Below are 22,289 nucleotides of genomic sequence, written 5' to 3'. Positions count from 1 at the left end.
TGCCCCCGCCCTCTTTGGAGGAGTCACCGTGGCCATCTCGGTCTTCGACCTGTTCTCGATCGGCATCGGCCCGTCCAGCTCCCACACGGTCGGCCCGATGCGGGCGGCCCGGCTGTTCGCCCGCCGGCTGCGCAACGAGGACGTCCTCGGCGCGGTGGCCTCGGTCCGCGCCGAGCTGTACGGCTCGCTCGGCGCGACGGGCCACGGCCACGGCACCCCGAAGGCGGTGCTGCTCGGTCTGGAGGGCGCCTCACCGCGCACGGTGGACGTCGAGGGCGCGGACGACCGGGTCGAGCAAATCAAGGAGTCGGGCCGACTCAGGCTCCTCGACGACCACGAGATCGCCTTCTCCTTCGACGACGACCTGGTCCTGCACCGCCGTAAGACCCTCCCCTACCACGCGAACGGCATGACCCTGTGGGCGTACGACGCCTCGGGCGCCGAACTCCTCTCGAAGACGTACTACTCGGTGGGCGGCGGATTCGTCGTCGACGAGGACGCCGTGGGCGCGGACCGGATCAAGCTCGACGACACGGCCCTCAAGTACCCCTTCCGTACGGGCGACGAGCTGCTGCGCCTGACGAAGGAGACGGGTCTGTCGATCTCCGCGCTGATGCTGGAGAACGAGCGGGCCTGGCGCACCGAGGACGAGATCCGTGCCGGGCTGCTGGACATCTGGCGCGTGATGCAGGCGTGCGTGTCGCGCGGCATGTCGCGCGAGGGCATCCTCCCGGGCGGGCTCCGGGTCCGCCGACGCGCGGCCATGTCAGCCCGCCAACTCCGGGCGGAGGGCGAGCCGTTGGCCCGCGCCATGGAGTGGATCACGCTGTACGCGATGGCGGTGAACGAGGAGAACGCGGCGGGCGGCCGGGTCGTGACGGCCCCGACGAACGGGGCCGCGGGCATCATTCCGGCGGTCCTGCACTACTACCTCAACTTCGCGGCGGGCGGTGCCTCCGAAGGAGAAAAAGAGGACGGCGTGGTCCGTTTCCTGCTCGCCGCCGGCGCGATCGGCATGCTGTTCAAGGAGAACGCGTCCATCTCCGGCGCGGAGGTCGGCTGCCAGGGTGAGGTCGGCTCGGCCTGCTCGATGGCGGCGGGCGCGCTGGCGGAGGTACTGGGCGGCAGCCCGGAACAGGTCGAGAACGCGGCTGAGATCGGTATGGAGCACAATCTCGGCCTGACCTGCGATCCGGTCGGCGGCCTGGTCCAGATCCCGTGCATCGAGCGCAACGGCATGGCAGCGGTGAAGGCGGTCACGGCGGCGCGGATGGCGATGCGGGGGGACGGCTCGCACAAGGTGTCCCTGGACAAGGTCATCAAGACGATGAAGGAGACGGGGGCCGACATGAGCGTCAAGTACAAGGAGACGGCTCGGGGTGGGTTGGCTGTGAACATCATCGAGTGCTAGGGAAATGGTCCCTGACCAGTGCGTTCGTGTCTTTCAGCGCTGTCAGGGGCTTCCCTGCTCAGGCCGCGGAAAGTCCCCCGAATGTCCCTGGGACAGACGTGAAAGTCCCCGAAAAGTCCCCAGGAAATCCATGGGATAGGCGCTTGACCTGGGCGTTCGCGGCACCCCTGATCACTGTTCCGATCCGCCACGACCACCGACCGTCGCCAGGACGTATTAAATCGATCCCCTGAATTCACTTGAGGGGTGTCATTCGATACATGAGTGCTGCGGAAAACTCGCGCCTGGAACAGCGGCTGACCAGCCTCTCCCCTACCTTCACGACAGCGCAGGCACGTCAGGCCCTGCTCTCCCCCCCGCGATCTGGCGCATTTGGTCATGGAAGGCGAGATAGACGAGCTCTCCCGCGGGGTCTATCGGCGAGCAGACGCACCGGAGACCGCGCACGTGGATTTGTTGACCGTGTGCGCGCGGGCCCCTCGCGCCGTCGTGTGCGGCGAGTCCGCCCTGGCCCTGCATGAGCTGATCGACGACATCCCCGCAGCGGTACACATCGCCGTGCCGCGTGGAACACGCCGCCCCACGATTTCCTACCCGCCGACCGTGGTGGCGCAGTACGCCTCGAAGACCTTCGCCCTCGGCATCGAACGGTTCGAAGCAGCTCCGGGAGAGACCGTCCCCGTGTACAGCGCCGCCCGCGGCGTCGTCGACGCGATGCGCCACCGCAGCCGCATCGGCGAGACCCTCGCCCTCTCCGCGCTCGGCCGCTACCTGCGCCGCGACGGACGCAGCGGGGTGGGCGAACTCCAGCACATCGCACGCGAGTTGGGCGCCCTCTCCGTCATCCGCCCCGCCGTAGAGGCGGTGCTCGCCTGATGGCCAACCCCACACGCGACACCACCGCCGGCCGCATCTACAACGACCTGCGCAACCTGGCCCGCCGCACCGGCCGGTCCGCGGACGAGATCATGGTCGAGTACGTCCTGGAACGGTTCCTCTATCGCTTGGCCGCATCGCCCCTCGGCCGGGACCACTTCGTACTCAAGGGCGGCCTGCTCCTCGCCCAGTTCGGCGCACGCCGGATGACCCGGGACATCGACATCCTCGAGAACGGTCACGTGGTGACCTGGGCTTGATCCGCTTTGACGGACATTCGAGATCAGGGGTTCTGCCCCGGGAGGATGTCCATCATGGAGAGCATGGGGAAGAAGAAGCCCCGGGTGGGCGCCGGCGCGGCCGGGACGGCTTGTACGGGCATGGCCGTGGCAGGCGTGCCACTGGCCAGAGCCGTGGCCGCCGCAGCCGTTCCTGCCGCCGTTGTGAAGCTGCGCCTGGACAAGCCTGAATCTGCCCCGACGGCTTTGCGATCTTCAGTCATGACCTACTTGTAACGGTCGGCCGACCCGACTCACCCAGATGCGCGGCGGCCTTGCCCCAACGAGCGATGACGGGGTCAAACCGCTGACGCACAGTCGGACGCCTGCGGAGCGGCGCCTTCGGCGACGTCCCCGATGGGATGAAAACCAGACGGTGACCCGCGTGTCGGGCCAACTCATCGACACACTTCCAGATGACCGCGTGGCCGTGCGTGGTTGGCGGGGGAACGGGCGGGGCGAACCGGAGCGGTATGGCTGCCGCCGCCGGAACAGGGGGCAGGCGTGGGACGAGGGGCTTCACTCAAAGGCAGGGCACGCTACTGGTTCGACACCACTTTGGCACGCGGCACCCCCGCGCTCGTCGGCTGGCTGGCCGTGGGCTGTCTCGTCGTCGTCTTCCCGGTGAGCGCCGTGCTGGTGTGGACAGATCCGCATGCGCCCACGTCCCGTTCGGGGAGGCTGGCAGCGATCTGGCGCCTCAGCGGTGAGACATTGCGCCTCGGCGGGGCGACAGGCCCGCTCCTGCGCGTGCTGTTGTCGGTGCTGCTCGCTCTGGTCGCCCTGGTGTACGTCTCGACCCTCGTCGGTCTGATCACCACCGGACTGACCGAGCGGCTCACCGCACTGCGGCGGGGCCACTCCACCGTCATCGAACAGGGACACTCGGTGGTGCTGGGCTGGTCGGAGCAAGTGTTCACGGTGGTGAGCGAACTGGTGGCCGCCAACGCCAATCAGCGGTACGGCGCGGTGGCCGTACTGGCGGACCGGGACAAGACCACGATGGAGGAGGCCCTCGGCAGAAAGGTGGGCACCACCGGCCGTACCCGGCTTGTCTGCCGTAGCGGTTCCGCCACCGACCCCGATCTGCTCGCCCTGACCAACCCCGGCGCGGCCAGTGCTGTGCTGGTGCTGCCCCATGACGATCCGTCAGCGGATCCGGAAGTGGTCAAGACGCTGCTGGCGTTGCGGGCCGCACTCGGCGGGGAGGAGGGTCCGCCCGTCGTCGCCGCCGTCAGAGACGATCGGTACCGGCTGGCGGCCTCCCTCGCCGCGGGAACAAGCGGCATTGTCCTGGAGAGCGACGCGATCACCGCCCGGCTGATCGTTCAGTCCGCCCGCCGCCCCGGCCTCTCCCTGGTGTACCGCGATCTCCTGGACTTCGCGGGAGACGAGTTCTACCTCACCTTCGACCCGGCCCTGACCGGCCGCCCCTTCGGCGACACACTGCTGGCCTACGCCACCTCCAGCGTCGTCGGCCTGCTGCGCGACGGCAGGCCCCTGCTGAACCCGCCGCCGCAGACCCTGCTCGGCCCCGGCGACCGGCTGATCGTCATCACGCGGGACGACGACACAGCGCGACTCAGCGACTGCTCCGGGCTCGTCGACGAGTCGGTGATGACGCCCTGGCAGCCGGCGAACGCCCGGCCCGAACGGGTCCTGATCCTCGGCTGGAACCGGCGGGCCTCGCTCATCGTCGACCAGTTCGGCCGGTGCGCCGTCCACGGCTCGGTCATCGCCGTGGTCGCGGACCCGAAGGAGGTGACGGCCGAGCAGGTACGGGACGCCGGTACGGACTTCGCTCCCCGGCTGACCATGACATTCCGGCCTGGAGACGTCACCCGGCCCCAGACGCTTCGGCGCCTGGAGATCGACTCGTACGACAGCGTCGTCGTGCTCGGCCCGGACCCCGTTCCGGGACAGCAGCCCGACGAGGCCGACAACCGGACCCTCGTCACGCTCCTCGTTCTGCACATGCTGGAACAGGAGACCGGACGGGAGCTGCCGGTGGTCACCGAGATGACTGACGACCGTAACCGGACGCTCGCGCCGATCAGCCCCGGCGCCGACGTGATCATCAGCGGAAAACTGATCGGCCTGCTGATGGCTCAGATCTCCCAGAACCGGCACCTGGCCGCCGTGTTCGAGGAACTGTTCTCCCTCACCGGCAGTCAGATCCACCTGCGACCGGCGGCCTCGTACGTCCTGCCCAGCTGTGAGGCGTCCTTCGCCACGGTCGTCGCAGCGGCGCAGCAGCGGGGCGAATGCGCCATCGGCTACCGCCGCCACGACCGGGCCACGGTCGTTCCCGACCACGGGGTGCGTCTCAACCCGGACAAGAACGAGCGGCGGCGCTGGACCGATCGCGACGAAGTCGTCGTGATCACGCAGAACTGACACACCCCCGGCGTGATGCCGGCCCACCGGACGGGCGGCCAGGATCGACTCGGCGGTCCGGCCGTAGAAGACCTCGGGCCGGCTGAACGCGATCGCGGCGAACGCGCCATCCGCCTTACCCATCCACTTCGTCGCGCAGTTGCTTCAACTCGTCCCGCTCGCCCCCGGTCGGCCGTTGTCCCAGAGCAGAACGCCCTCGGCCGGTGGTTACGTCAACGGTCCCGAGGTCTGGACCCAACTCCTGCATTGAAGGAGCAAGACCATGGCGAAAACAGCAACAAGCGTTACTCCCGTCGGCGTCACCAAGCACCTAGTGTTATGTGAATAAAGTTCTTTGACGGTGGTTTGGGGTGCGGTTGAATGGCGTATGCCTGTCGCCCTGCCGTTGACCGTGTCCGATGCGGACCGTGAGGTTCTGCGTTCGTGGGTCCGCTCGCCCTTGTCCCCGTCGGGGCTGGTGACGCGGGCCCGGATCGTGCTCCTGGCCTCGGAGGGCGCCTCGAACACCGAGATCGCGCGGCGGCTGGAGCTGTCCCGGCAGACGGTGGTGACCTGGCGGGGCCGCTACCGTTCGGCCGGTCTGGCCGGGCTGGAGGACCGGCCGCGCTCGGGCCGGCCCGGCACGGTGGACGAGACGGAAGTAGTGGTGCGGACCCTGGAGGGCCCGCCGGAGAAACTCGGCGTGACCCACTGGTCCTCACGGCTCCTCGCCGCCGAACTGCGCCTGTCCAACGTGGCGGTGGCCAAGGTGTGGCGCAAGTGGAAGATCCAGCCCTGGCGGAGCGAGACTTTCAAGTTCTCCACCGACCCGGAACTGGAGGCCAAGGTCCGCGACGTGGTCGGCTTGTACCTGGCCCCGCCGGAAAAGGCAGTGGTGGTCTGCGTCGATGAGAAGTCGCAGATCCAGGCGCTGGACCGGACCGCCCCGATGCTGCCGGTGCGGCCGGGCCTGGCCGAGCGGCGCACCCACGACTACGTCCGCCACGGCACCACCACCCTGTTCGCCGCCCTGGAGGTCGCCACCGGGAAGATCACCGCCGACGCCTGCTACGACCGGCACCGCAACGACGAGTTCCTCCGCTTCCTCAAACAGGTCGCCAAGGCCCACCCGAGGGTGAAACTGCACGTGGTCGCCGACAACTACGCCACCCACAAACACGCCCGCGTGAAAGCGTGGCTCGCGAAGAACCCCCGGATCACCCTGAACTTCACGCCGACCTCCTGCTCCTGGCTGAACCTGGTCGAGATCTTCTTCGGCATCATCACCCGCCAGGCCATACGCCGCGGCACCTTCACCTCGATCACCGACCTCACCGACGCCATCCGCCGCTACATCGACGCCTACAACGACCGCTGCCAGCCCTTCACCTGGACCAAAACCGCCGACGAAATCATCGAACACGCCCCACCCAAACGTCCAAGGACTTCATTCACACGACACTAGCCTGCCGCACCGGCCCAGCAGGCACACCGATTTGATGCAATATCAGCTACACCACGGGCCCAGATCCGCGCTTTGCTAAAAGTGGATCATTCGTTCGACTACTCAGGCACTTCGCCCGGGCTGAAGCCGCCGGGCGGAGGCCGGTGCAACTGCGGCGGCGGAGCCATGCCTGAGTGCCCAGACGATGGGCTGCCCGCCGTAACAGACGAGGGAGAGCCATGGGGATCAAGGCGGCGGGCGGACTCGTACGACACGGCGGCCGGCGGCCGACGGCGCACTTTACTGCGGGAAGGTATGGCACGGGCAGCTGTCAGAACGGCACAAGCCCCTCATCGGGGCGGCAAGATCGAACAGCCTCCGCCGCGCTGACCGTCGGCACCTGGGGCGGGCGAAAGTCGCGTGACCCTGCCCATGGCACCGGTGACACTGACGCCATGACCATTTCCGCACTGCCTCAACTGCTTCGGCCGCGTGCTCTGAGGCCCGGAGATCTCGTTGTCATCGCTTCGCTGTCCGGTCCGCTGCCGGCCGCCTGCGGGCCCAACATCGAGCGGGCGGTGGTCGTGCTCGAGCGGATGGGATTCCGCGTGCGCCGGGCACCGCTGCTCGAAGCAGGACGCCGCCACTGGTGGAGCGCGGCCACGCCGGCGGAGATCGCCGAGGAACTCAATGGTCTTCTGCGGGATCCTGAAGTGCGCGCCATCGTCGCGAGTGACGGCGGCCAGACCACGCTCGGCTACCTCGACCTGATCGACGTCGAGGCGATCAGGGCCGACCCCAAGCCGATCGTCGGCTACAGCGACATCTCGCTGCTGCATCTGGTGCTCTATTCGCGCACGGGGCTGGTCGGGTTCCACGCCGACATGGCCGTCCCTGGCTTCGGCGGACAGTGGCAGTCTGCGCCCGTGGCACGCCAAGCGGAACTCGAGAAGCTCTACTCCAGGTTGCTGACCGGTACCGAGGCGATCGGTGCGCTGCCTGCGAGCCCGTCGTGGGAGTGCTGGCGTCCTGGACGTGTCGAAGGTCGGCTGATCGGCGGGGTGATCAATCGCATCGTGCTGGCGCAGGCGACGCGTTTCGCGTTGCCGCTCGACTGGTTCGACGGTGCGGTGCTGTTCTGGGAGGAGACGGGCGGCATGGCATCGCACGTGTGGAGTTATCTGCAGGTGATGCGACACTGCGGCATCCTCGATCGGATCTCCGGCATGATCGTGGGCGTGCCGCGCGAGATCAGTGGACTCGAGCCCGGCGCGTCCCCCACTCTGTCCGAGATCGTCCTCGACGTCCTCGGCGACCGTGACATCCCGGTCCTGGGCAACGTCGAGTTCGGGCATGCCGGCCCGAATCTACCGATGCCGGTCGGCATCCGCGTCGGCCTGGATGCGCAGCAGCGGACGTTGTCGCTGCTCGAGCCGACGGTAGCGCCGCACGCGATGACGGGGCCGGTCGGCTGAGCACCGGGGGCGATGGGAAGGCTCCGTCCAGCCGCTCCTGCCGGCCACAAGATCCCGGCCATTGACGATCGGGCGGACGTCCACGACCCCCTCGTCGGGTGGAGGGCACGCGATGCTCGGACTGAGAAGGTCCGGTCTCGTGCTCATCGGCTCCGCGTGGAATTACGCGACCGTAGCGTGTGGACAGGGCACACCTGGAAACCCGGGTGTCGGCACGTGAACCCGCCGTAACCGTCCGAGAGGTGCGTCCGCCATGGGGAGCCAGAACCACGACGACGTCATGGGTGACGAGGTCTACCAGCCCTCGGGCCCCGACGACCGCGAGGACGAGGGTGTCCTCGACCAGGAGGACACCCTCACCGACCGGGCCGGCGACCCCTACGAGGAAGGATGGTCACCGCCCGAGCGTCCGCTCGCGGTGGAGCACCCGGGTACGACGGCACGGGAGCAGCGCGAGGGCGAGAGCCTGGATCAGAGGCTGGCCGAGGAACGTCCGGACACGGGGTCGGAGTGGACCGTGGCCGACGACGGCGTGGGGGATCTCCCCGGCGGGGCGGGCGAGCCCCGGGACGACGAGGTGGGCGCGGATCGGGCGGGGCGCCTCGTGGCCACGGACGAGGGAGCGCACGAGGACACCGAGAAGGAGCTGTTCGCCCACGACGTGGGCATCGACGGCGGCGCCGCCTCCGCCGAGGAGGCAGCCGTCCATCTCGTCCCGGACGAGAGCGAGAGCTACGGCAACAGCGAAGACGACGGCGACCCCGGCGGCGGCGTGCTCCCGTGAGCCGTCGCTGCCCGTGACCGGCCAGTGCCGTCCCCCGTCACGCGCTGTCGCGAACGAGGGTGAGTGACTCGGGCCGGGTGGTTCCGGCGGCGGAGTCGGTCGGCTCGTCCAGCATCACCACGGTGGCGAACCGCTTTCCCGGGGACCAGTCGAGGTTGCACAGGAGTTCCGGCGTCGCGCCGACGATGACGGTGAGCGGAATACGGCCGGGGAGCTGGGCCAGGAGACCGACGAGTTCCACGGCGGCCGTGTCCGCGAGGTGCAGGTCGTCGACGATCAGGACGATCGGCCCGTCCTGCGCGGCGGCTTCCAGGAAGAGCTGCCAGACGTCCGTCCACTCGTCGCCGCCCGACCACGACCGGGGGCGGATCACGGCGTCGAAGAGCGAGGCGCAGCGGGCGGAGAGTCGGTTGGCTCGGCTCCTGTCGGTGGTCAGGCGCTCGATGACCGCCCTGATTCTGCTGCGGACCGTCCAGAGCGGGTCCGACGCCGTCACGCCGGCGAACGTGGAGAGGACCATCCGGTGCAGGCCGTACGGGCCCGACTCGACGGCGTCCTCGCCGTTCCAGGTCAGCACCTGGGCCCCGGCGAGTTCCTCGTCGGCGATGCGGGTCAGCTCATGGAGCACCTGGCGGCGGGGCGCGTCCAGGTCGCCCAGCACGGTGATCAGATGCGGCTGCGACCAGCGGCTGCTGTGGGTCATCACGCTCTGGAGCAGTTCGAGTTCCCGGCGGTGCGAGGAGTCGTCCTCACTTGTCCGCGCCGGGTGGTCGTCGGCGGCGGAACGGGACTCGAGTTCCTCCAGCAGCCTCCAGCGGGCGGGCAGGCCGGCGATCTCCTCGTACGAGAAGTACTCCTCGGTCTTGTTTCTGGTGCGTTCGCAGACCAGGACGTCGCCGGGGGCGGCCAGGGCAAGCAGGGGCCCGCAGTCCTGCACCAGCGCGCCGTTGACCCTGGGCGGCGTACCTCCGGGGCGTCGGCTCACCAGCGCCTCGCCCGTCATCACGACGGCGCGCGGCACGGCGCCGACGCTCGTGCAGGCGGTGGCCCCGGGCACGGCCCTCCGCAGGGCGTCGGCAGCGCGGGCCGCGTGGAGGGCGTGCTCCTCACCGTTCGGGGCGGTGGGGAAGAGACCGAGGGTGATGTCGCCCATCGAGGAGACGACGGCGCCGCCGAAGCGTTCGATCTCCTGCTGGACAACGCTGCCGAGCCTGCCCATCGTGACGTCCAGTGCGTCGTAGTCGCCCTGGGCCGGGTCGAGTTCGGTCCTGACGAGCAGGAGGCTGACCTTCTCGCGCTCGGCGGAAGAAGTCTCGCCGGCACTGCCCCCGAGGCCGGGAACGCGTTGGGTAGCCGGGAAGAGGGAGATGGGGGCGGGGAGCGGTGCAAGGGCGAACCGCGCGGTTGCCGGGGCGGTCTGCGCGACGCGGGTCGGCGCGGGGGCCGAGCCGCGTACACGGTCCGAGGCGCGGGTGGGGAGTTGTGCCACGGGCGGTAACAGGCCCCCGGGTGCGGGTCGGCGGGCGTACGGCGAGGGCGGCGTCGCCACGACCGGCGACGCCACGGCCGGGGCCACCGCTACCCGGCGCGCGGTCGGGTCGGCCGGTGTCAGGGTGAGCTGGAGGTCGGGGTCGTGGGTGAGGATCGCCTGCTGGAGCTGCTGGAGTTCGCGGCTGGGCTCGAGGCCCAGGTCCTCGACCAGCACGGCGCGCAGTCTGTTGAACACGCCGAGCGCGTCGGCCTGGCGCCCGCAGCGGTACAGAGCGCGCATGAGCTGGCCGCAGGCGCGTTCGCGCAACGGCTCGCTCTCCACCGTCGACTCCAGTTCGCCCAGCACCGCGTAGTGGCGTCCGCAGGCGAGTTGGGCCTCGAAGAGGTCTTCGAGTGCGTCCAGTCGCGCGTTCTCCAGGGCGGTCAGTTCGGGCCACAGCAGGCCGACTTCGGTGAGGTCGGCGAGGGCGGGGCCGCGCCACAGCTCCAGGGCGTCGCTCAGCAGCCGTGCCGCCCGGTCGGGTTCACCGGCCGCGAGGCGGGAGCGGCCCTCCTTCGTCCACCGGTGGAAGAGGTGCAGGTCGATGCGGTCGGGGGTGACGTCGAGGGAGTAACCGGGGGCCTGGGTGCGCAGTGTCACCGGCGCCTGGGCGGTCTCCCCGGTGGCGAGCGTGCGCCGCAGGCCCCAGACGGCGTTCTGGAGGATCTTGCGGGCGGTCGTCGGCGCCTCTTGGACGCTCCACAGGGCCGTCAGCAGTCTGCTGATGGGAACCGTCTGGTTGGGATGGAGCAGCAGGTAGCCGAGCGTCGCGCGCTGTCTGCTTCCCCCGAGAGCGAGCTGTTGTCCGTCTGCGACGACCTCGAGCGGGCCCAACATCTTGAACCACATGGCTCCCCCAGCGTGTGGTCGGCGGGCGCAGAAGCAGCTCTCCTGTTCCGTGCCGGATCTACACAGCGATCATACAGATCGTAAAAAGTAGCTGCTTTTCTTCCTGATTACCGACCGGTGAGTGGGCGATGGACGCGGCGAGATTCCTCCCCGGCACGCTGCCGGAAGCGAGTCCCGCTGTTGGCCGATGGAAAGAGATATCCATGTCGCGCAACAACCAAAGTCCGGTCACCGTCCTCGGCCTGGGGATGATGGGCGCCGCCCTGGCCACCGCCTTCGTACGGAACGGCAACCGGACCACCGTCTGGAACCGTTCCGCGAACAAGGCGGACGCGCTCGTCGCGCAGGGCGCGGTCGCCGCCCCCGGCGTCAGGGAGGCGATCGCGGCGAGCCCGGTCATCGTGGCCTGCGTCTCCACGTACGAGGTGCTGAACGAGCTGTTCGCCGATGCCGCCGACGAGCTCAAGGGCAAGGTCGTCGTCAACCTCACCTCGGGCAACCCCGAGGACGCCCGGGCCGCCGCCGGCTGGGCGGAGCGGCACGGGGTGCGTTACCTGGACGGCGCCATCATGGCCGTACCGCAGATGATCGGCCTGCCCCAGGCCCTGATCTTCTACGCAGGCCCGCAGGAACTGTTCGCCGAGCACGAGGAGTTGCTGAAGCCGCTCGCCGGCACGGGTGTGTACCTGGGTGAGGACACCGGGGTCGCGATGGTCTACGACCTCGGTCTGCTGTCGCTGCTGTGGTCGAGCCTCGCGGGCTACTTCCACGCCGTGGCGCTCGTCCAGTCGGCCGGGGTCTCGGCGGAGGCCTTCACGCCGTTCGCCGCCGGCTGGATCGAGCACGTCATCAGCCCGGCGCTGACGCAGAGCGCCCGAGAGATCGACTCGGACAGCTTCGAGACCGAGGTCTCCAGCCTCGACGCCAACAGGGCCGCGATCGAGCACCTGGTCGCCACGAGCAGGCAGTTGGGCCTCGACAGCGGCCTCTCGACCTCGATCCGGACGCTGATCGAGCGTCGCGTCGCACAGGGCTTCGGCAACCACAGCCTGGCCAGCCTGGTCGAGGCCTTCAAGCAGGGCTGACCATCCGCTGACCACCCATCGAGGAGAAGGACAACCAATGACTGTTCACACGGGCAAGAAGGCCGTGATCACCGGCGGTACGCACGGCATGGGCCTCGCGATCGCCAAGGCCCTGATCGCGGGCGGCGCCGAGGTTCTCGTCACCGGCCGCAACGAGAAGAACATCGAGGAGGCCAGGGCCGCCCTCGGCGTCGACGCGCATGTCATCCGGTCCGACGCCGCCGACCTCGACGCCATCGACGCGCTGGGCAAGACCGTCGAGGAAAGGCTCGGTCACGTCGACCACCTGTTCGTGAACGCCGGCACGGCCGTCCTGGAGCCGCTCCAGTTCGTCACCGAGGAGTCGTACGACCGTCAGTTCGGCCTCAACACGAAGGGAGCCTTCTTCGTCGTCCAGCGCCTCGTGCCGCTCGTCAAGGACGGCGGGTCGATCGTCTTCACCAGCTCCATCGCCGACCACGGTGGCACGCCGGGCATGAGTGTCTACTCGGGTACGAAGGCCGCGCTGATCTCCTTCACCCAGGTCTTCGCCGCCGAGCTGCTGCCGCGCAATATCCGCGTCAACGCCGTCAGCCCCGGTTTCATCGACACTCCGAGCATGGGGATCCCCGGGCTGAGCGCGGAGGAGAGGGCCGGATTCATGGCCCTCGGTGACGAGCTCACCCCGATGAGGCGGCACGGCCAGGTCGACGAGGTGGCACGCGCGGCCCTCTACCTGGCTGTTGACGCCACCTACACCACGGGCGCGCGTCTGCCGGTCGACGGTGGTCTCGGGCAGGGGCTCTCGTACCCGCAGCAGTGAGGACGTGAACTCTCCGTCGCCGGAAGACCATGACCGGCCGTCCGGTGAGAGTCGCGTGCGGCGGAATCCCCTGTGCAAAGGTGGGTAAGCGATGAACTCCTGTCCCCCCACCGGCACTTCAGGGAGCACCCCATGCTGCGCGGCATAGATGTGAGCGCGTACCAGTCCTCCACCTATGACACGGACGGCCTCTCCTTCGTCTTCGTCAAGGCGACCGAGGGCCGTTCGTACGTCAACCCCAAGCTCGCGGCCCAGACCAAGCGGGCCCGCGACGCCGGTTGCGTGGTCGGCTTCTACCACTTCCTGTGGCCGGGCAATCTGACCGCCCAGGCCGAGTACTTCGTCGGCAAGGCCCCGGACAGGGCGGGCGACATCCTCGCCGTCGACTGGGAGACGACGGGCGAGGGCACCCACGCGTCGAACGCGGAGAAGGACAGCTTCATACGCAAGGTGAAGAAGCTGCGGCCGGACAACCGGGTCGTCCTCTACTGCAACCGGAACTACTGGCTCAACGTCGACACGACCTCCTACGCGGGCGACGGGCTGTGGATCGCCGACTACGTCCCGGCCGGCAAGCCCCGCATCAAGGCCGACTGGACGTTCCACCAGTACACCGACGATCCACTCGACACGAACGTCGCCGACTTCGCGACCAAGGCGGCGCTGAAGGACTGGGCCACCGTCTGAAGATCCCGGCAACCGTCGACTGACGGGTACGGCCGACATATCCTCTGCTGCACAGCACGGCGCAACACCGCACAGCAAGGCACAGCCGCACACCTGGACCGGGGGCGCTCCATGGCCGAGTCGGGCACCGACAGCCGCCGTCCGGCCACCTTCTGGGAGGCTCTCGACCCCGCCGACCGGGACGCCCTGCTGCGGGTCGCGACCCGGGTGACCCTGCCCGCCGACGAGCAGTTCCTGGCACAGGGGGAGGACTCCGACCATCTGGTGGTGCTGCTGCGCGGCTGGGTCAAGGTCGTCGCGCAGTCGCACGCCGGCTACCGGGCACTGCTCGCCCTGCGCGGCCCCGGTGAACTCCTCGGCGAACAGGCCGGGTTGGAGCGCAGGCGCCGCTCCGCCTCCCTGCTCACGGCGACGACGGTCGACCTGCTGCATCTGCCCGCCGCCCGTTTCAAGTCGCTTGCCCGTTCCAGCTCCGGAGTGGCGGCGGCGCTGGAACAGACCCTGTCCGGGCGGCTGCGCGAGGCCGACCTCCAGCGCACCGGCATCACCGAACCGGTCCCGGTGCGCCTCGCCGCCCTCCTCCTCGACCTGGCCGAACGCTGCGGGCATCCCGACCCGGACGGCACCGGCGTACGCATCAGCCTGCCGCTCTCCCAGGACGATCTGGCGGGGCTGGTGCTCAGCTCGCGGCGTACGGTGAGCCGGGTGCTGGAGCAATGGCGGGGACGGGGCTGGATCGTGACGGGACGTCAGTCGCTGCTGATCCGGTCGGTCGATCAGCTGAAGGGGCAGGCGTTCGGGGGATGACCGTCAGCAGGATGTGTAACTCACCCCTTCCTTGGGCGCCTTGAAGATCCGGTAGCCCTTCGTGTAGGTCAGCTGGTAGGTGATCGTCCAGTCGTCACAGGTGTCGTCGGGGTTCAAGGCGGGTCCGTAGCCGGGGTCCTGCGTGCTGCGGAAACTGACCGTGGCGAGGGTGTACGTCCCGTCGCTCGACAGATCGGTCAGCTGGATGTCGGACTCCTGCGTCGTGCTCATCTCCCGCGCCCATCCCTGTCGGCTCTTCGCCGAATCGACGTTCACCACGAGGGAGTTGGGGTCGTAGGCGCGTACCGCCTTGTCGTAGTCGCGCTCGTTGATCGCCCCGTAGAAGTGGGCGAACATCGTCGCCACCGCGCGCGCCCTCCGGTCGTCGGCGACCTGCGCGAAGTCGACGGTCGCTCCGGGAGCCTCGGCCCGGTCGACCGGCTCCGGCTCCTTCGGCGGGTCGGTGAGGCCGGGTGCCGACTTGACACTCGTGTCCGGCGTGGACGACGACGATGACGACGATGAGGAGTCCGTGGGCGAGCCGTCGCTCGCCGCGTTGTCGGAGTCCGGTGCGTATCGCGAGGCGCCCAGCCACACGCCCACGGCGACCAACAGGGCCACGACCACACCGATGGCACGGCCGGCCGCCGAGACGCCCGGGGTGGACGGCCGCGCCGTGTAGGGCGTGTACGGCGTCGACTGTGTTGGCTGGAGCGGCTGGTTGGGCGGTGGGAACGGCGTCCCCGGGCCCTGGTACGGCCGATTCGTGGCCGGGGAGGGAAACTGGAACCCGGTGTTCGGTCGCTGCTGCGGCTGTGTGGCCGGCGGACGCTGCTGCGCCGACTGCTGCTGCGGCCGGGGCGGCGGCGGTGCCGGGGGCTTCTGCTTCTGCTGGGCGCGGGTCTGCTCCAGTGCCCGCAGCCACTCCGCCATCGGCGGGCGGGTCCCCGGATCGGAACTCCTGCTGCGTTCGGCGAGGTTCGCCAGAGCCGACGACACGTTCCGCAGTCCGGTGAGGTCGGTGCTCGACTGATGCCGGTTGAAGAGTCTGGTGGCGATCAGACCGAACTTGTACGTGTCCGAGGCCGGCGTCGCCTTCGCGCTCTCCGGTACGTGCCAGTCGTCCGTCTCCACCTGGGGCAGGACGTCCTTCCCGGCCAGCCGCATCGAGTCGCAGTCGATCAGCAGACACTTGGGAGACGGGTCCAGCATGAACAGGACGTTCTTCGGCGAGAGGTCACCCACGGTCACCCGGTGCCGGTGAAGGCGGTTGATGGTCGCCGCCAGGTCGACGAGCAGCCGCAGCCGGCGTGCGTCGTCGACGTGCAGTCCGAGCGACTGGGTGTAGCCGTCGACGTTGAGCAGGAACTCCATGCCCTGCGGCTTCACCTTGCCGAGCAGGCTGCTGTCGAGCTCGAACTCCTCGGTGATCCGCTGCATCAGAAACCCGGTCACCTTCGTGCCGGGGTTCTCGCTCGGCAACGGACGTGTGGGCCGGTCGCCTGTGTAGACGAGCGCGATCGGCCAGGTCAGCCGCTTGTCCAGGAAGGCGTGGTCGTGCCGGTCGGTGCGGCCCAACTCGTCGAAGAAGTAGACCAGTTGATAGAGCGCGTCGGGGTCGCCGGTCACCGACGGCAGATACTCCTTGTACGCGAGGTACTCGCCGGCGAACTTCCCCGGCGGGTCGGGCACCGCGTACACCACCCCCTGTCCACCGTCGCCCAGCCGGTTCGCCGCGAGGTCGCCGAGCTTGTCCCGTCCGACCCAGGAGATCGTCATCAACTGGGGCCTCCTGGTGCGTCGTTCCACGGCCACAGGGCGATCAGCGTGCGGTCGTCGTCGTAGGTCTCCCGGGAGAAGTCGAGTAGGTGGGCGAAGCCCAACGGCGGTACGGGGTTGAGGAGTCCGTAGTAGAAGTGCTGGGCCACGGCCCCGTTTCCGTCACCGAGCGGGTCGCCGAAGCCGTCCGTGCCGACCAGCAGGACCGTGAGCTGCTCGAGGGCGAAGGAGAGCGGACGGACAACTCCGGGTACGAAGGGCAGCGGGTCCACCGTCGAGGAGTACAGCCCGTCCGAGCCGGCCGCTTTGCCGCCCGTCAGCCGGTAGAACTTGTCGTGCTTGATCTGCCAGGCGCCCGAGTCGCCGATCGAGATCAGGTGGACGAAGACGCCCTGGTCCGTGGGTGTCGCCGTGCCGGCCACCAGGGTGGTCGCCAGTAGATCGGCGGTCTCCTCGGGGCCCGCGTCCGGGCGGTGCAGGATGCGGCGGGCCTGCTCGACGAGCTGCCAGTGGACGGTGGACAGCAGCTTGTCCCAGTCGGCGACATAGCCGGCGCCCTCGCCCCTGACCTGTTTGAGCATCTCGTCGACGGCGCTGCGGCAGGCCAGTTGGGAGCCGATGTGCGGCTGGCGTGCACTGGAGACGCCGTCGGCGACGGCGAACACCACGGTCCCGGTGTCCTCGTCCCAGGCCGCCGCCGCGTCGTCCTCGCGGGGCCGGCCCTCGTACCGGTGCTGGTTGCCACGTACGGAGGCGAGTCGCAGGGCCATCTTCCCCGTCTGCCAGCCGTCGCAGACGGTGTCCGGACGGTAGGACAGCCCGCGCGGCGGCACGGTCTCGAACGGCGGTACGGGCTTCCCGACGACGATGGGCCGCCAGTGCCCGGCGAGGTTCATCCCCACCGGCAGCCCCGCTGGTGCCCCAGCCGATGCCTCCGGCGGCTCGGCCGGCGGTGTCTTCAGCGGCCGGCACGCCGACTCCGGTGCCTTCTCCGTGTCGGGGGCCGTGTCGGAGGCCGTGCTGGGGGCCATGCCGGGGGTGGTTCCGGGGCTGGTGCCGGGGGTGCTTCCGGGGCTGGCACCGGGGCCGGGGGCGTTCGGGTCGCCGCCCGTGCCGTCGGCGTGGTGTGTCGTGGACTCCCGCGCCGGGTCGGGCTGCCGGGCGGGGTCCGGCCGGTCGGGCCGCCGCTCCGTCTCGCTCTGCCGCTTGCCGAACCGGACCATGTCAGATCACGTCGATCGCGACGGTGAAGCCTTCCGGCTTGTCGACGGTGAGCTGCGGGTTGGCCGAGCCGAGCGAACGGCCCGAGGCGATCACGCTTCTGGTGAGCGCGGTGCAGAACTTCGCGATGGCGTCGCCGACTTCGACGCCCTTGTTCACGATGAACCCGAACTCGGGCTGCGTGGCGACCGCGTTGATGATCTGCGCGTCGGCGTCCTCGATGCCGACAGCGATGATGTTGGGCGCGCCCAGGGTCGACTGGCGGTCGGTGAGCCGGTGATGTGCGCTCTGCCAGTCCTCGCCCCGGTTGGGCAGCCCGTCGCTGAAGAAGAACACGGCGGGCCGGTGCACCTGGTAGCCCTCCGCCTTGAGGTTCTGGATGTCGGCGGGGATGCGGGTGATCAGGTCCTCGAAGGCGGTGGCGTAGCTGGTCATGCCGCGGGTGGTCAGGAGGGGGAACTCACCCGCGCCGCGCAGGTCGACGAGATGGACGCGCTCGATCACGTCGTCCGAGAAGCCCAGGACGGAGAAGCGCACCTTCGCGGCGGCCATCGGCTCGCCGAGCAGTGCCTGGTGCAGGGACCGCAGGCCGTCGTTCAGGTCGTCGATGTGGTGGATCATCGACCCCGACTCGTCGGCCAGGACGTAGACGGGAAGCAAGTGCCCCCGGTTGCTTTCGATCATCGTCACTTGTCCTTACCTGTGCTTGTCTGATCTTGAACTGTTCCCTTTTGCTGCGCTCGGCGCCGTCGTCACAGCGCGTCCTCCGCCGCCCGGAACCCGTCCGGCGCCGCGAGGCTGAACTGCGGGTCGCCCGCGCCGAGTCGCTGCCCGTAGCCGACGATCGTGTCCCGCAGGAAGGAGGCGACGCTGTGGGCGGCGGAGGCGGCGTCCTGGTGCGGTGCCGCCATGAAGCCGAACTCTGGACGGGTGGCCAGCGTCCGTACCGCCGAGGCCTCCGCGTCGCCCAGGCCGAGGGCGATCATGTGCGGGGCGATCGAGTTGCCGCCCTGATCGACGAGTTCGGCGTACGCGCTGCGCCAGCCGGTGCCCTCGTCGGGGGTGCCGCCGGTGAGGAAGAAGACGATCGGCCGCAGCACCTGCGTACGCTGCGTCTTCACCAGGGCGACGTCCTGCCGCAGCAGCGCCTGGAGGGTGCGGAAGGCGTGGGCGTACGACAGTCCGGGGCGCCCCGTGAGGATCGGGGTGCGGGTGCTGGGCAGCACCGTGTCCAGGGGCAGCCTGAGTTCCGTGGCGGCGGCCATGCCCAGCACGCACAGCCGCAGCGCGGCGGAGACGGCCGGGGCGCCGGAGAGCGCGGCGTGCAGGGAGGCGAGGCCCCGGTTGAGTTCGTCGAGGGAGCCCCGGTCGAGGGATTCGTCGAGGACGAGATAGATGAGGGCGGCGCCGGAGAAGGCGGCCGGGGCGGGGCCCTGCGCCGAGGAGCCGCTCGGCTGGACCGGCACGACCAGCGTGGGTTCGTACACCTGCGGTTGTCCCGGCGGCCCGTATCCCTGCTGCGGCTGGCCCTGTTGCGGGTGTCCCGGGTGCGCCTGCGCAGGCGGCGGCTGCTGGGCGGGCGCCGGCCCCGGTACCTGTGGCGGGGCCGCCGCTGCGAGCTGAGCCGGGGCGGCGGCGGCGGGGGCGTCCCACGGGCGGGCGCCCGGGAGTGCGGGCGGGGCCGCGGCCGACAGGGGGACGTGGCCGCCGGTGGCCATGCCGACCTGGCCGGTGAGCTGTTGGCGCAGCAGGTCGAGGTCGCCGGCGACGATGAGCCCCTTCTCGGCCATCACCTGGAACAGGCCGAGCGCACGCTGGTTCTGGAGTTCGGCGGTGGCCATCCGGGCCGCCTCGAGCTGGCGGCTCATCTCGAAGGCGCCGGCGGCGTCGCCCGGGTGGGTGATCAGGTAGTGCCGGATGAGGCCCTCGCTGTTGGTGAGCATGCCCTCGAAGGCGTCGGCCTGGCGTTTCGTGGACTCGATCTCGTAGCTCTGTTTGATGGCGTCGAGCTGGCCGCCCCGGTGGGCGCCGCCGACCGCGGGCACGTGTTCGGCGGAGTCGCGGCGTTCCTTCCAGTCGGCGTCGATCAGCGACTCCAGGAAGGCCAGCGCCTTGCTGTCGGGGCGTACGGAGACCCGGCAGCCGTCGACAAGGAGCCCGTGGGGCAGGCCGGCGGGGGCGGCGCAGAGCTGGTTGAGATGGCGCTGGAGGCCGAAGGAGTCCTCGATGGAGAACCGTTGCCCCGCGCCGTGGAACAGGCTGATCAGGTGTCCGTGAACGAGGGGCAGCGGGTCGGTGAGGCCGGAGCGGACGAATTCCTCGGCGCCCCGCCAGCCGTCGACGCGGAAGGTGAAGGACAGGGTGACCTCGAAGGCGTGGACGCCGTCCCGGGAGACCAGGGGGTTGTTGCGCAGGACCGCGCTGCGGTTCTGGGGGCGCATGTCGACCTCGTACCGCGTGCGGTAGCGGGAGAAGACCTGCTGGCCGGGGGTGAGGGGACGGCCGTCGATGCAGACGACCTCGCCGGAGGCGGTGGCGTAGACGACGGCGAGGTGGGGTTCGCGTGCCTTGGTGGGGCCGACGGCGAAGCGCGGCACCGGCGACTGGTTGACGATCAAGGACACCGGCTGGGTCACCGGGCACCTCCTGGCCGATCGGGCGGAGCGGGCGGTCTCAGTCGTAGGGCGCTGGTGAGGACGGCCGCGGAGCGGGGCAGGGGACGGAAGTTGTCGCGTTCGTTCCAGTGGGAGACATGGCGCTGGAGGATCTGGCCGGCGCGGGGACTGCGCGCGGCGACGTCGTCGACGAGGATGCGGACCAGGTCGTCCAGGAGGAGCGGATCGTTCTCGGCCTGGGCGGCCCATTTCTGGAGTACGGCCTCGGCCTCCTCGCCGAAGAGTTCGCCGCCGATCACCTCGGCCCACAAGTAGCCGAGCAGGCGCCGCAGTTCACCGCCCGGCACGTCGTTGGCGGCCAGCCGCAGCAGGGTGGGGCGGCTTCGCGGGGCGATGCCGGGGCTCGGGGGCTCCTCGGAAAGGAGGGTGTCGGCGAGGATCAGGAAGACGAGGTGTCCGCAGGCGCGGCTCTCGGCGGTGTGGGCCATCTCGGCGACGGCGCGCAGGACGACCAGGGCGTGCGCCGCGAGGTCCTCCTCCAACAGGTCGGCGAAGCTGTCGCCGATCGCGATGGCGACCTGGATGTTGTCGACGGTGCCGAGCCGGGTGAGCGCCGCGACGGCGGCGGTGAGGTCGGCGCCGCCGAGGCAGAGCCCGTAGGCGCGGGCGGCGGCGGCCTGGTACTGCCAGACGTCGCTCAGGTACCAGCCGTCGACGAGCGCCCGGACTCCACCGCGCAGGGCCGGGTCGCGAGCGCAGACCTTGAGGGCGTACCCGATGGCCTCGCGGCGCTGCCAGCCGCTGTCCTCGTCGAGGGCCCAGCCGGCGAAGACCTGGTTGGCGACGTACTCGAAGGCCTCCGTGGCGATGAGCCCGAGTGCGGTGCCGGCGAAGCTGCGCACCTGCTGGGTGGGCGAGTCGACCAACTCCGCGAGCCAGCCGACGAGTTCGCGCTGGATGCGGTACTCGGACCAGACGTGCCGGATGATCCGGGGCGGGTAGGCGGGGTCGCGGTACTCGGCGACCGTGCACGGCAGCCGTCCGAGGCTGCCCCGGGTGACGGCGCCGACGGTCCGGGCCCGGAGTTTCTCGGCGAGCAGCCGCCGGGACTGGGCGAACGGGTCGTGCCGCAGGGGTACGGGGCCCTGCTCGACGCTGGGGGTGAGGATGCCGCGTTCGCTGCGGAACCACTCCAGGAGCAGGGTCGCGGCGAGGGCCACGTCCTCCTGGGGGAGCCCGCCGAGGACGGCGAGGGCGACGGCCTGGGTGCGCAGCACGGTGTCACCGAGACCCTCGAACCACTCCTCGGGTGTCTCACCGCCGGCCCGGTCCATCCGGGTGCGCACATGGTCGGTGTCGATGGCGCCGGCCTTGTGCTCGTGCGCGAGCACCTCGGCGAGCCGGGCGGCGTCGCGGCAGGCGGCGGTGTCGTCGAGGAGTTCGGCGGCGAGGTCTCCGACACCGGCGGCGGCGAGCGCGCGCTCGGCCTCCAACTCGCCGATCAGATGCGCGAGATGGGCCGACAGTACGGTGTCCAGTGTGCCGGGGCGGTCGATCCGCCGTACGTACTCGGCTGCCCCGCGCCCGAGTTCGGCCTCGGGTCCGGCTATCAGGACGAGCCGGGCGTCGGCAAGGCGCAGCAGCTCCTCCAGCCCCTGGAGCAGGGAGCCGCTCAGTTCGTCCAGGTCGGGCGGCCGGTCCAGCAACAGGCCCGCTCCGCTGCCGAGTTGCTTGAGATCGGTGAGCCGGCTCAGTTCGGCGACGGAGTCCAGCAGGTACCAGGCCTTCACCTGGGCGGCGATCAGCAGCCGCACCCCGGCCGCGGTCTTGCCCGCCCCGCCGGGACCCCGCAGCACGACGGACCGCCGCTGCCATGCGTCGGCCAGTACGTCGTCCCAGCGGGGCGGCGGCCGGAAGGCGTGCCGGACGGTCTCGACGGTGGTCGAGGACAGGGCCCGCAGGACGACGTCCCGCTGACCGGCCGCGACCTGGACGACGATCTTGTCGCCGTGGACCCGGTCCCCGCCGATGTGCGTCCACGCCTCGCGCAGTGTCCCGGCACGCAGACTGCCCTGCCCGGTGCGGTTGGTGGCCCCTCTGGCCCGGGACCCGGCCCCGACGTTGTCGCCACCGCCGCCCGGCTCCCCCGACTGCGCGCCGCCGTCACCGCCCGCCGAGCCGCCCTGTCCGTCGCCGCCCGGCGGAGGTCCGGCGCCGTCGCCGGCGTTGCCGCCCGGCTGCGGCGCGGGCGCGCCGGCCGGGGCCGGAC

The 22,289-nt window shown here is 70.1% G+C and carries 18 protein-coding genes; 11 read left to right on the top strand and 7 right to left on the bottom strand.

The window, feature by feature from the left end:
- Positions 1-28 precede the first annotated feature (28 nt).
- The 3 genes from PV396_RS28595 (at position 29) to PV396_RS28585 (ending at position 2,547) form a co-directional block, all read left to right on the top strand.
- Positions 29-1,411 (top strand): L-serine ammonia-lyase, encoded by a 1,383-nt coding sequence (locus PV396_RS28595; protein WP_319209414.1) that lies wholly within the window; start codon positions 29-31, stop codon positions 1,409-1,411.
- Positions 1,412-1,789: 378 nt separating this feature from the next.
- On the top strand, positions 1,790-2,287 hold the full coding sequence (locus PV396_RS28590) for a hypothetical protein (protein WP_319209412.1): 498 nt from the start codon (positions 1,790-1,792) through the stop codon (positions 2,285-2,287).
- Positions 2,287-2,547 carry a nucleotidyl transferase AbiEii/AbiGii toxin family protein gene (locus PV396_RS28585; RefSeq protein ID WP_319209409.1) on the top strand — a complete coding sequence of 87 codons (261 nt, stop codon included), beginning with the start codon at positions 2,287-2,289 and terminating at the stop codon, positions 2,545-2,547. Before PV396_RS28590 ends, PV396_RS28585 begins: the two co-directional genes overlap by 1 nt.
- Positions 2,548-2,570: 23 nt before the next feature.
- Here the strand turns inward: PV396_RS28585 and PV396_RS28580 are convergent, their stop codons facing one another.
- Positions 2,571-2,750, bottom strand: a complete 180-nt coding sequence (locus tag PV396_RS28580) for a hypothetical protein (RefSeq protein WP_319209407.1) — start codon at positions 2,748-2,750, stop codon at positions 2,571-2,573.
- Positions 2,751-3,069: 319 nt separating this feature from the next.
- On the opposite strand from PV396_RS28580, the gene PV396_RS28575 reads away from it, so the two are divergent.
- The 4 genes from PV396_RS28575 to PV396_RS28560 all read left to right on the top strand — a co-directional run bounded on the left by PV396_RS28575 (position 3,070) and on the right by PV396_RS28560 (position 8,644).
- Complete coding sequence (locus PV396_RS28575; RefSeq protein ID WP_319209405.1) at positions 3,070-4,962, top strand: CASTOR/POLLUX-related putative ion channel; 1,893 nt, start codon at positions 3,070-3,072, stop codon at positions 4,960-4,962.
- A 367-nt stretch (positions 4,963-5,329) separates the two neighbouring features.
- Positions 5,330-6,406 (top strand): IS630 family transposase, encoded by a 1,077-nt coding sequence (locus tag PV396_RS28570; protein WP_319209402.1) that lies wholly within the window; start codon positions 5,330-5,332, stop codon positions 6,404-6,406.
- 434 nt (positions 6,407-6,840) lie between these two features.
- Entirely contained in the window at positions 6,841-7,860 is a 1,020-nt protein-coding gene (locus PV396_RS28565) for an LD-carboxypeptidase (RefSeq protein ID WP_319209399.1), read from the top strand.
- Between the two features lie 253 nt (positions 7,861-8,113).
- On the top strand, positions 8,114-8,644 hold the full coding sequence (locus PV396_RS28560) for a DUF5709 domain-containing protein (protein WP_319209396.1): 531 nt from the start codon (positions 8,114-8,116) through the stop codon (positions 8,642-8,644).
- Between the two features lie 37 nt (positions 8,645-8,681).
- On the opposite strand, the gene PV396_RS28555 is transcribed toward PV396_RS28560, so the two are convergent.
- Positions 8,682-11,024 (bottom strand): BTAD domain-containing putative transcriptional regulator, encoded by a 2,343-nt coding sequence (locus PV396_RS28555; protein ID WP_319209395.1) that lies wholly within the window; start codon positions 11,022-11,024, stop codon positions 8,682-8,684.
- 203 nt (positions 11,025-11,227) lie between these two features.
- Here PV396_RS28555 and PV396_RS28550 point away from each other — a divergent pair, with 203 nt between their 5' ends.
- From PV396_RS28550 to PV396_RS28535, 4 genes are all read left to right on the top strand, one after another.
- On the top strand, positions 11,228-12,109 hold the full coding sequence (locus PV396_RS28550; RefSeq protein WP_319209393.1) for an NAD(P)-dependent oxidoreductase: 882 nt from the start codon (positions 11,228-11,230) through the stop codon (positions 12,107-12,109).
- A gap of 37 nt (positions 12,110-12,146) precedes the next feature.
- Positions 12,147-12,911, top strand: coding sequence for an SDR family oxidoreductase (locus PV396_RS28545; protein WP_319209391.1), 765 nt, complete (start codon positions 12,147-12,149; stop codon positions 12,909-12,911).
- A 132-nt stretch (positions 12,912-13,043) separates the two neighbouring features.
- Entirely contained in the window at positions 13,044-13,598 is a 555-nt protein-coding gene (locus PV396_RS28540; RefSeq protein ID WP_319209389.1) for a glycoside hydrolase family 25 protein, read from the top strand.
- 111 nt (positions 13,599-13,709) lie between these two features.
- Complete coding sequence (locus PV396_RS28535) at positions 13,710-14,405, top strand: Crp/Fnr family transcriptional regulator (RefSeq protein WP_319209386.1); 696 nt, start codon at positions 13,710-13,712, stop codon at positions 14,403-14,405.
- A gap of 3 nt (positions 14,406-14,408) precedes the next feature.
- Here PV396_RS28535 and PV396_RS28530 read toward each other — a convergent pair whose 3' ends face one another.
- From PV396_RS28530 to PV396_RS28510, 5 genes are all read right to left on the bottom strand, one after another.
- Positions 14,409-16,184, bottom strand: a complete 1,776-nt coding sequence (locus PV396_RS28530; protein ID WP_319209384.1) for a hypothetical protein — start codon at positions 16,182-16,184, stop codon at positions 14,409-14,411.
- Positions 16,184-17,407 (bottom strand): protein phosphatase 2C domain-containing protein, encoded by a 1,224-nt coding sequence (locus PV396_RS28525; protein ID WP_319209382.1) that lies wholly within the window; start codon positions 17,405-17,407, stop codon positions 16,184-16,186. Before PV396_RS28525 ends, PV396_RS28530 begins: the two co-directional genes overlap by 1 nt.
- Before the next feature lies 1 nt (position 17,408).
- Entirely contained in the window at positions 17,409-18,089 is a 681-nt protein-coding gene (locus PV396_RS28520) for a hypothetical protein (RefSeq protein WP_319209380.1), read from the bottom strand.
- A 68-nt stretch (positions 18,090-18,157) separates the two neighbouring features.
- Positions 18,158-20,041 (bottom strand): hypothetical protein, encoded by a 1,884-nt coding sequence (locus PV396_RS28515; RefSeq protein ID WP_319209378.1) that lies wholly within the window; start codon positions 20,039-20,041, stop codon positions 18,158-18,160.
- The coding region (locus PV396_RS28510; RefSeq protein ID WP_319209375.1) for a hypothetical protein at positions 20,038-22,289 on the bottom strand (2,252 nt) is incomplete at its 5' end. The genes PV396_RS28510 and PV396_RS28515, both read right to left, overlap by 4 nt.

This window comes from Streptomyces sp. ME02-8801-2C (assembly GCF_033793965.1).
Classification (GTDB): domain Bacteria; phylum Actinomycetota; class Actinomycetes; order Streptomycetales; family Streptomycetaceae; genus Streptomyces.
This window is presented reverse-complemented; position numbering and strand designations above follow the sequence as displayed.